An 11,189-nucleotide genomic window follows, 5' to 3' on the forward strand; every position below is an offset into this window, starting at 1 on the left:
GACTACTTCTTCTTGAAGATAAAAGCGGCTTTCCCCGGAAAGCCGCGATGAACCAAAAAAAAGCCCAAACCTTCCTGTTTGGGCTTAGGGGAAAGGGCTCCGAAGAGCCTACGCTAATCGTTTCAATCTTTTGACTATTAGATTGAAGTCTAGTTTAGATTCCCTAAAGTGCGATTTTTCTTATTTGAAATAGTGACTTGAATTGATGTTTGTATAATTAGTCGTTGATTTACAAGCGCTCGCACACAGAGTTACATGACCGGTAGAATAGAAAAAGCCCAAACAATTAACATTGTTTGGGCTTTTTGTTTGTGCGATTCGTTAAGCCGTTAAGCACGAAAGCTATTTAGAATAGGTTCTTATCGCGCACGAGTTCGCGTGGTAAACCGTTCTTCACTCGGTTGCCAACCCACTTACCAAGGCCGATGATTGCACCATTGTACTTCACTAGTACTTCACCTTTGCCTGACAAGCCTTCAGGGCGAACATCGCGTCCCATGAACCATTCACGAGCATCTTCAATGCTAAGGTCTACAATGTTGGCTTCATTGCCTGTTGCGAGCGTTGTCGCGACTTGGTGCTGCCAGCGGTAACCTTTTTTATGGGTTTCAGCGATCTTGATGCCCATGCGAGAGAAACGGAACTCACCGATCATAGGTTCTAGCGCTTCCGGGAATAGCCAAACGTCTTTGTCACGAATCCAAACTTGAGTATCACTTGGTAGTTCGATATCGAGTGTGCCCAGCAGATGTTCAGCGACTTCTTGTTGAGCTTTCTTTGACGCTTTTTCAAATGGGAATTTGCCCAGACGTTTTTTCACTTCTGGTGGTGTCACAGACGCTAGTTTACGGATGCGTGCAACGAAGAAACCTTCTGAATCATACACTTGTGGGAAAATGTGTAGAAAGCCTTCTTCTGTCGTGGTTGCTTTAGCATTGTCGAATAGTGATTCAAGAGATTCGAACACTACCGCATCACCAAAGGTCTCTTTTAGATGGTGACACACTTGTTGGTTCTCTTCCGTGCTTAACGTACAGGTTGAGTAAACCAGCACGCCGTTAGGTTTGAGAGCATGAAAAGCACTTTCGATCAGATCTTTTTGAGTGTCAGCAATATCGACTACAGATTGATACGTCCAGTTCTTCATCGCATCAGCGTCTTTGCGAATCGTACCTTCACCAGAGCAGGGCGCGTCTAGCAACACAGCATCAAACTGTTCTGGTAACCAACCACCGAAAACTCGACCATCAAAGTTACTTAGAGCGGCATTACGAACACCACAACGTTCGATGTTAGCGTGAAGGACTTTCACACGGCTTGCTGCGTATTCATTGGCAACCAATACGCCGTGATTATTCATTAGCGCCGCGATTTGCGTTGTTTTAGAACCGGGTGCAGCCGCAGTGTCTAATACGGCTTGGTAGTCAGCCCCACCTTGGAAAAGTGCTGACGGTGGCATCATAGAACTGGCTTCTTGGATATAGAAAAGGCCAGACATGTGTTCTGCCGTATTACCTAGTGGCGCTTCACTTTCATCAGCTGTAATCCAAAACCCCGTTTCGCACCAAGGTACAGGTTCCAGTTCCCAGCCTTTCTCTTTTGCTCGTACTAAGAAGTCCTCAACACTGATTTTCAATGTGTTGACTCGAATACTTTTACGAAGTGGTTTTTGGCATGACGCGACAAAAGAAGCCATATCTAGATGACTAGGCATGATTGATTCGATGTGCGTTAGGAATTCTTCAGGAATATATACGTTAGCGTGCAAAAGAGTGTCTCGATTTATTGCATTAATGCGGGGGAGTTTAAAGCAAAATGAGGCCGTCCTAAACCATATTTATAGCAAACAACAAAAATGCAGCCGAATGGCTGCATTTTGATGATGAATTATTCTTTGTTAAGCGGTATTAATTTGCATGGAGCTTCTGAGGGTTCACTCTATGGGCGAGGAATTGCGGTTCTCCATGATTTCCACTCATCTTCGGCTTTAGGATAGAGATAGAAAGACTGATCTTCGTTTGCCACTGGCTGAAGTTCATTGGTCGGTGGCGTTGAGAATGTAATACCACCTCTTAACAAGCTGTCTACCGTTCCAGCTTTGATGTTTGCGCCAGAGAGACCGATAGAGACATCGACACCAGATACGTTCCAAAACACGGTGTTTGCGCGGATCAGATACGCGTAGTCAGGTTCGATTTGAATCGTAGAGATGATTCGGTCAGCAAACTCGCCTAGTTGAACATCGATTACACTACCGATTTCTAGTTCTCGGAATAGGATCGGTGTGCCCTCTGATACCGAGCCTCGCGTTTCGCTTTGTAGCTGGAATATCTTGCCTTCAGGCTGCACTGGCCCCTTGCTCAGCTTAAATTTCGTATTTATGTCACCATTGCCCGGGTCTACGTTGATGTGCTTAGAGAGCAGTGCAGAGACGTTTTTGATGCCATTGAGGCCGATTTCAGGTTCTGCTAACCAGAAGTGACTCTTCGCAACGGCAATCTTGTCTACGTACTCAGGTAAAATACGCGCAGTAATTTCAATACCGCCTTTATTGAAGTTAGGAATCACCAAGGTAACCTCACCGACGGTGACGCCTTGATATTTGATCGCCATGCCTTTGCTGACTTCTTGATCGCCTGAAGAGGTGATCGTAATCGCACGACCAAATTTTCGCGCGGATTTCGAATCTTTATAAAGTTTCCACACATCACCGAGTTTGTTGTCTATTCCCGGAAGAGAGTCAAAAGCAATACCGCCTTGAATAAGCGTTTTAACGGGTGCTGCTTTAATACTGATACCCGATAGCGACGCATCGATCTCAACGCCTGAGCGGTTCCAGAAAACAGTATGTTCATTGAGTAAGTGTGTGTAACGATTTTCGATCGTGACTTTGATTCTCACGCCACCATCGACAAGCTGAAAATCAGAAATGCTACCCACTTGTAGGTTGCGGTAGAGTAGTGGGCTTCCTTTAGAAATTGAAGGTAGCTCGCTCGCAAACAACGAAAGCGTCTTTGAGCCAGACTGATTAAACTTGGCGATTTCTGCTAACGATTTGCTTTGGAAAAGCTGATAGTCAGTTCGTGCTTTCGACTGACCTTCGCTAACAAAGCTAATTGAGCCAGTAAGAAGTTGTTTTGCTGGTGGGACCGTAACACTCAAGCCTGATTCGGTTAGCTCTGCAGTCGCACTGCCTGTCACAAAGAAACGGTTATGGCTTTTGATTAGGTGAGCATATTCGTTATCGACAAGCGCATCCATAAACACTTCGTGCTTATCAGAGCCAGTTCCCACACCATCGACTAAACCCACTTGGATGATAGAGCCAACAGCAATGCCTTTGTAGAGTAACTGTGTACCGACATCTAACCCGAATGAATTGTTCGATGTTAAGCGAATCGCAACGGATTTTTCTTGTTCCTGACTGAACTCATTTTTGCGAATCGCAGTAAATCGACGCGCTTTTTCACCCTCACCTGGAACCAAGGTTAGAAAATTCCCCGTGACTAAGTTGGCAATATTTTTCATTCCAGTAAGTGATAGTTCAGCTTCCTCTAAAACGAATTGACTGCCGCTATTTAAAAAGTCACTGAATGCCGGTTGGATTGCAGCCGATGCAACGACGTTTTCACGCCCTTCGCTTAAAGATAGGTCAGTGATTTGACCGATTTCGATGCCTCGATACATGATCGGAGCGCCCGTTGCACTGATCTTGTTGTCGTCGGGTACGGCTATCTTGATCGAGATACCACGACCGGCTGTTTTCAAATCTGGGTAAAGTTTGAATTTGGTGTTCATCTCTACGGGTTGACCTTCTCCCGGAGAGTCGACCGCAATTGAACCGCCAAGCAGAGCACTGAGGCTTTCTAAGCGTACGTCGACACCAGAAAATCCGATACTGGCACCTAAGCCACTGACATTCCAAAAACGGCTTTGGTCGGTAATGATGTGGCTGTATTCATCTTTAATCGCCGCTTGAATCGTCACTGATTTTGCGTTGTCGTTTAGCTGGTAGTTGTAAACCTCACCAATTGGAATTTTACGATAAACGATTTGAGAGCCAACAGACACCCCTCCCAGGTCTTTGGTCGTCAATGAAATATTCAGGCCTTCCGAAGCCAATAAGTCAGAAGGGGATGATTCTAAGGCCTGGAAAACGGTTTCTGGTTCTTGCTTGGTTTCGCTAGGATGGATAGCAATATAGTTACCTGAAACAAGCGCATCTAACCCTGAGATACCAGATAAACTTGCTGTTGGTTTTACGAGCCAGAAACGCGTGCCTTTTGAGAGTAGCTTTTTCGCTTCTGGGTAGATGTCAGCATCGACATAGATGCTCGATAAATCTTTGGACAAGGTAATGTCGCGCACCATACCTACCTCTAAGCCTTGGTAGCGAATTGTCGTTCGACCTGCGATTAAACCTGCGGCATCTGAGAAATATATCTGCACACGTTGTCCTGCATCGTGTATCGATTTCATGACCAACCAACCCGCTAGTGCGACGGTTAGTATCGGCAGGATCCACAAAGGGGAAATACCTTTGTTTTTCCTGACTTCTGGTGAATATGACGTTTGTGATTGGTTATCGTTGTTCATTCACTGACTCATCTTTAGAGGTGTAGTTATCCCAAATTAGCCTAGGATCTAAGCTTTCCGCCGCTAGCATCGTGAGAACAACCACGACGCCAAAAGCGACTGCACCATAACCTGGTGTAAAGTTTAAAATTTGTCCACGGTCGACCAAGGTCATCATGATCGAAATAACGAACAGATCCATTACCGACCACTTTCCCACCCATTTCACAATGAAATAGATGGTCATACGTTGTCTATGGTAAACCGCACGCTTCATTTTGATACAAATTAAGATATACGTTAGACCAAGTATTTTCGCGACAGGCACGACGATACTGGCAATAAAAATGATTGCTGCGATACCATACATGTCGCTATTAATTAGCGAAGCGACACCGGAGATGATGGTGTCTTCTAGTCTTTGCCCGTTTGTTATCACGATAGAAATTGGAATGACGTTGGCCGGCACGATAGCCACTGAGGCGGCAAAAAGTAGAGCCCATGTCTTTTGTACAGAGTAGGGTTTGCGATGATATAAGTCATGGTGACAACGCACGCAAGTGTGCCCATCAGGCTGAGACAGGTGACAGTTATGACAGTGTACGTTCTTACTTTTATCAAAAGAGTAGTGAGACTCTTGAGCCCAAGCTTCCCAGTAGCGACGCACACTGATTCGGCTTACCAGTAACACACTGAAAAGCTGCAGTAGAATCAGACCAACTAAACCAGGGCCGACGAAAATATCTGAGTAATCTTGTAATTTGAAGCACGAGATTGCCACGCTCACCAGGAATACATCCAACATCATCCAGTGCTTAAGTGTCTGAATGATAGCTAATGCATAACGAAATGGTGTGAAAATCTTAAAGCGCAAGGATAAATGGGTGATGAGTACCGAGGTACAAACAAGTAACGGGGCGATCGAACTGCAGAATAAGATCAACAAGCCAAGTAGAGGGAAGCCTTCACCCATTAAAGTAAATACGCCAGATGGTAACGTCGCAGGTATCATGACACCAATCAGGCGAATACTGATGAATTCAAAAAAGTGTGAGGGGATAAACAGCAATAAGCAGGTAATAGCGATTGCAAGGTTTCCAGACAGGCTAGGGGTGCCGCCTCTATAAAGCTGAGTACCGCATCTTGGGCAGTAAGCGGATTTCCCCAAAGGGATTTCCATTTTATCAACGGGAAGTTCGCAGCCCTGACACAGACGAACAGAGCTACTATCGCACTGGTGCTGAGTCGATAACTGCTGCTTAGTTGATAAAGAGTTGGTTACGGATGGGGAGGTCACGCGACCTCCCAAGATGAAACACTAATCAGACTTTTAACCTGATTTAAATGCCTAGAACAACACTGATTTAAATCTATAGAACAATAAACATCAGGCGTGCGATTGCACACTGCCATAGAGTGTTTGATATAATCCTTGTTGTTCAACCAATTCACCATGTGTTCCTGTCTGTGTAACTTGCCCATCTTCTAAAACATAGATTAGATCGGCCTGTTTCACCGCTGATAATCGATGAGCCACTATCAAAGTTGTGCGATCTTTCAAAAACTCGCTCAGCGCTTTATGCAGTGCTGACTCTGTTGCTGTATCGAGTGCTGATGTCGCTTCATCTAGAATAACAAACTTAGGATTGCTCAGCACCATTCGGGCTATCGCTAAGCGTTGTCGTTGCCCGCCAGACAGTCGAACGCCATTCCTACCAATTTGTGTATCTAAGCCATTACTCAGTTGCTTGATGACATCTTGCATTTGAGAGACTTCAAGTGCACGCCACAACGACATTTCATCGTATTCAGCACCAAGCGTCAGATTATGCCTTAATGTATCGTTAAAAAGTATAGGTTGTTGTAAAACAACGGCAATTTGACTGCGTATTACATCGAAGCTGATGTCGTCGGTGGTTTCGCCGTTATAACGAATGCATCCAGAATCCGCTTGATAAACACCAATCAGTAACTGGATTAACGTAGATTTACCACCACCACTCGCACCCACCAAAGCGACTTTCTTACCTGCTGGAATGTGCAGCGACAGCCTATTTAAAACAGTGTTTTCTAATGTGTAAGAGAATGTAACGTCTTCAATGTCGACTGTCACTTCTTGATCTTCATTAAATGGGTTCACTTTACTGATAGGGCGCTTCTCTTCTTCTAACTGAAGAAGGTCGTTGATGCGCTGAAGTGCTGCTTTTGCGCTATACCAAGAGAATTGAATCCCTAACAGCTCTTGTACCGGGCCTAACATAAACCACAAGTAACCAAATACCGCGAAAATCTGACCAATCGTTAAGTCACTGAATAACACCATTAGCATCGCGACGGCACGGAAAAGCTCGAAACCTAATAAGAACAGCAGAAACGAAACACGGCCAGCAGCTTCTGATTGCCAAGCGTATTTGTCTGCATCGACTCTCACTTGGTTTGCTTGAACCTTAAGTTCATCGAGAAAGATACGTTCCTTGTTTGCCGCACGCAGTTGGTAAATACCGTCTAAGGTTTCCACTAAACGGTTTTGAAAGCGCTCGAAAGATTGGTTCTCATACTTTTTAAGGTGTTTAACTCTGCTACCTAGTTTACGGGAGAAATAAATCACAACAGGATTGACCAGTAAAATGAACAGTCCTAAACGCCACTCTAACCATAGCAACACGATAGCGGTACCGAAAACGGTTAAGAAGCTAATTATGAACTTAGATAGAGTCGAACCAATGAACTTATCTATTGTCTCTATGTCTGTTATCAGGTGAGCATTAATACCGCCACTGCCTTTGGTCTCGTATTGTCTAATACTAATGCGGCCAAGCTTATCTATCATCTTACTGCGCATTTGATAGGTAATTGTTTTAGAGACAAGCGTGAATTGACGCCCTTGTAGAATGTTCAACGCTTGGCTAACAGTACGCATGATTATGACTAACAGCAAAGTCAGTGCAATATAGCCAGTTGGTGTCTGCAACGATGTCGGAAGTAGATGGTTCATCATCTCTAAGCCAGAAGCCGGCTTATCAAGTAATACTTCATCAACCATTAATGGCATGAGCAACGGGATAGGGACACTAATGAGAGTTGCAAGTATGGCAATAATGTTAGCAAACAGTAATTTGGACTTGTGTTTTTTTACTTGAGTTATTAACCAAGAACGGCTAATAGTGTCTTCTGAATTGGTCATTGTAATGAGAATAAGTCCTATTTAGTTTGATGGCCGCATTTTACTGCGTTCTCTTGATAATGGAAGTCTCAATTTAATTGGAAGTTAATATGAAAATAGAACATTACCAACGCTTAACCAAACAAGCCGTTGCATTAATTGAATCAGAACCCGATCTAACTGCTAATCTAGCTAATATCAGCTCATTATTATTCATGGAGTTGGATGAATTAAATTGGGCAGGCTTCTATTTAATGAAGCAGGACCAATCTAAGGAAAAAGACGAACTTGTGCTTGGCCCATTCCAAGGTCAACCAGCTTGTGTTCGAATTCCGGTAGGGCGTGGTGTGTGTGGAACTGCGGTCGCGACGAATACAGTTCAGCGTATTCATGATGTTCATGAATTCGAAGGACACATCGCTTGTGACGCTGCAAGTAACTCAGAAATCGTTATACCATTTTCGATTGACGGGAAAATTGCGGGCGTTCTTGATATCGATAGCCCAAATGTTGGCCGTTTTTCTCAAATTGACGAGGACGGATTAACATTTTTCATGGCAGAAGTGGAAAAGCTGCTTAATTCGCACGCGAACAAGGCATAAATTATTCTCTTACTGTGGTTTTTCCCAAGCATCTCTCTATAATACGTAAAAATATTTTCTTAATGCTCGCGGAAAACCGCAAAAACCAGGAACCCACATGGAAAACACTGAAAAGTTAAAAAACAGCAAAGAAGTTATCGCATATGTTGCTGAATGTTTCCCTAAATGCTTTACTCTAGAAGGTGAAGCGAAACCACTTAAAATTGGTATTTTTCAAGATCTTGCTGAACGTCTCAATGAAGACGAAAAAGTAAGTAAGACTCAGCTTCGTGCAGCGTTAAGACAGTACACATCATCATGGCGTTACCTGCACGGCGTAAAAGCTGGCGCAGAACGTGTTGACCTAGACGGCAACGTATGTGGCACACTAGAAGAAGAGCACGTTGAGCACGCTAAAGCGACACTTGCAGAAAGCAAAGCGAAAGTTCAGGCTCGTCGTAAAGAACAAGCACAGAAAGCTCGTGATGAAGGCAAAGCGAAAGCTAAAGCGAAGAAAGCTCAACAGCCTCGTCGTCAAGCGCCTAAAGCACCGAAAGTAGAAAAGCCTGTAGAAACACGCGCTTTGAACGCCGATGAATTTATCACTGGTAAAGAAGTAAATGTGAACATGGGTACGGGAAACATGGCTGCGACCATTGTTGAAATCAATAAGGAAGATGTGCGTGTTCAGTTAGCAAACGGCCTACAAATGGTTGTTAAAGCGGAGCACTTGCGCGCTTAAAGGAGATACTCCTACGCATGAAATGCCGTTCAAAATTGACACTGATTGCTGCTAGCTTTTTGCTAGCAGCTTCAGCTCAGGCTCTTGAAGCCAAATTAAATCAGGACGATTTACCTCTACTCGCTCCTGAGGTTCAACACGAAACTGCTAGTAAACGTGTTACTTCTCGATTTACTCGTTCCCACTATAAACACTTCAATCTCAACGATGATTTCTCCCAAGCTATCTTTAATCGTTATTTAGAGATGTTGGATTATAACCGTAATATCTTCACTCAAGCTGATATTGACTCTTTCGCTACTTCATCTAAACAAATTGATGACCAACTGAAAGCCGGTAATAACCAAATTGCATTCGATGTTTATAATTTGTCCATGCAGAAGCGTTTTGAACGTTTCCAATATGCGCTGTCTTTACTAGATACTGAGATTAAGTTTGATACTGATGAAAGTATTGAGCTCAATCGTAGCGAAGCGGAATGGCCAAAAGATATCGCTGAGGTGAATGAGCTTTGGAGGAAGCGTGTTAAATACGACGCGTTGAATCTAAAACTTACAGGTAAAGAGTGGCCAGAGATTCAAGAAGTTTTGGAAAAGCGTTACAACAATGCGATGAAGCGTATTACGCAATCGCACAACGAAGATGCTTTCCAGATCTACATGAACGCATTCGCGCGAGAAGTTGATCCTCATACCAGTTACCTTTCTCCAAGAAATGCAGAGCAATTCCAGTCTGAGATGAATCTATCTCTAGAAGGCATTGGTGCTGTACTTCAAATGACAGACGACTACACCGTTATCCGATCTCTCGTTGCTGGTGGCCCTGCGTCAAACAGCAAGCAATTGAGTGATGGTGACCGTATTGTTGGTGTTGGTCAAGATGGCGAAGATATTGTTGATGTTATCGGCTGGCGTTTAGACGATGTAGTGCAATTAATTAAAGGACCGAAAGGGACTAAAGTTAAGCTACAGATCTTGCCAGATGGTAAAGATGCGAAAAGTCACGTTGTCACAATTGTACGCGATAAGATTCGCTTAGAAGACCGCGCTGTTAAATCAGAAGTTATCGAGAAAGATGGCAAGAAGATTGGCGTACTAGAAGTACCAAGCTTCTATGTTGGCCTTTCTAAAGATACTGATAAACTGATCACCGAACTTAAAGAGCAAGGTGTCGAAGGTATCATTGTTGATCTGCGAAACAACGGTGGTGGTGCACTAACGGAAGCAACCGAACTCTCTGGTTTGTTTATCAAAGAGGGGCCCGTTGTTCAAGTTCGTGATAGCTACGGTCGTGTAAAAGTGAACAGTGATACTGATGGCGAAATTAGTTACCAAGGTCCATTAACGGTATTGGTGAATCGCTACAGTGCTTCAGCATCTGAAATCTTTGCAGCAGCGATGCAAGATTATGGTCGTGCAATCATCCTTGGTGAAAACTCTTTCGGTAAAGGAACGGTGCAACAACACCGCTCTTTGAATCATATTTATGATTTGTTCGATAAAGAGTTAGGCTACGTTCAATACACCATCCAGAAATTCTACCGAATCAATGGCGGAAGTACGCAAAACAAAGGTGTAGTGCCTGATATTGCTTACCCAACGGCAATTGATCCAGCAGATACTGGTGAAAGTGTTGAAGATAATGCTCTGCCTTGGGATAGCATAGATAAAGCTAACTATTCAGTGTTACAGCGTAACTATGAGCAGGTTGCTGCTTTAACCGCTCAACACCAAGCTCGTATTGCGACAGACATGGAGTTTGGCTTTATCGCGCAAGATATTGAAAAATATAAGGCTGATAAAGATGATAACGACCTTTCTTTGAACGAAAAAGTACGTCAACAAGAGAGTGATGATGGGGATGAGCTTCGTCTAGAGCGTATCAATCAACGTCAAAAAGCCGCTAAGCTAGAGGCATTTAAAACGTTGGATGATATCCCTAAAGACTACGAAGCCCCGGATGCTTATCTTGATGAATCTGTTGCTATCATGCTGGATATGATCAAGAAATAGAGCAAATACCTGTTAAAAGGTGATTGTTTAAAGATGCACAATTTAAAAAGCGAGCCTAGGCTTAATGCCGATCAGTTAAAGCCAAAGTGATCGGTTGAAGGATCCTTCCGAGCTGT

Annotated in this window: 7 protein-coding genes; 3 read left to right on the forward strand and 4 right to left on the reverse strand. The window is 43.8% G+C overall.

Annotated elements, in window-relative coordinates; all coding sequences use genetic code 11:
- Window positions 1–346: 346 nt before the first annotated feature.
- The 4 genes from rsmF to AB6D80_RS22665 all read right to left on the reverse strand — a co-directional run bounded on the left by rsmF (window position 347) and on the right by AB6D80_RS22665 (window position 7,759).
- Entirely contained in the window at window positions 347–1,768 is a 1,422-nt protein-coding gene (rsmF, locus tag AB6D80_RS22650; protein WP_017104315.1) for a 16S rRNA (cytosine(1407)-C(5))-methyltransferase RsmF, read from the reverse strand.
- A gap of 170 nt (window positions 1,769–1,938) precedes the next feature.
- Complete coding sequence (locus tag AB6D80_RS22655) at window positions 1,939–4,596, reverse strand: MlaD family protein (RefSeq protein ID WP_372189670.1); 2,658 nt, start codon at window positions 4,594–4,596, stop codon at window positions 1,939–1,941.
- Window positions 4,583–5,884: a paraquat-inducible protein A gene (locus AB6D80_RS22660; RefSeq protein ID WP_065678350.1), complete on the reverse strand. Its 1,302-nt coding sequence runs from the start codon at window positions 5,882–5,884 to the stop codon at window positions 4,583–4,585. Before AB6D80_RS22660 ends, AB6D80_RS22655 begins: the two co-directional genes overlap by 14 nt.
- A 78-nt stretch (window positions 5,885–5,962) precedes the next feature.
- The gene (locus AB6D80_RS22665) at window positions 5,963–7,759 is read right to left on the reverse strand and encodes an ABC transporter ATP-binding protein (RefSeq protein WP_065678351.1); all 1,797 of its coding nucleotides are present in this window, start codon (window positions 7,757–7,759) and stop codon (window positions 5,963–5,965) included.
- An 89-nt stretch (window positions 7,760–7,848) separates the two neighbouring features.
- Here AB6D80_RS22665 and AB6D80_RS22670 point away from each other — a divergent pair, with 89 nt between their 5' ends.
- From AB6D80_RS22670 to prc, 3 genes are all read left to right on the forward strand, one after another.
- Window positions 7,849–8,340 carry a GAF domain-containing protein gene (locus AB6D80_RS22670; protein ID WP_009846653.1) on the forward strand — a complete coding sequence of 164 codons (492 nt, stop codon included), beginning with the start codon at window positions 7,849–7,851 and terminating at the stop codon, window positions 8,338–8,340.
- Window positions 8,341–8,437: 97 nt separating this feature from the next.
- A complete protein-coding gene (gene proQ, locus AB6D80_RS22675; RefSeq protein WP_009846654.1) occupies window positions 8,438–9,061 on the forward strand; it encodes an RNA chaperone ProQ in 624 nt (207 codons plus the stop codon).
- A gap of 17 nt (window positions 9,062–9,078) precedes the next feature.
- Window positions 9,079–11,073 carry a carboxy terminal-processing peptidase gene (gene prc / locus AB6D80_RS22680; RefSeq protein ID WP_017104318.1) on the forward strand — a complete coding sequence of 665 codons (1,995 nt, stop codon included), beginning with the start codon at window positions 9,079–9,081 and terminating at the stop codon, window positions 11,071–11,073.
- Window positions 11,074–11,189 lie beyond the last annotated feature (116 nt).

This window comes from Vibrio sp. 10N.247.310.17 (assembly GCF_041466605.1).
GTDB lineage: Bacteria > Pseudomonadota > Gammaproteobacteria > Enterobacterales > Vibrionaceae > Vibrio > Vibrio tasmaniensis_A.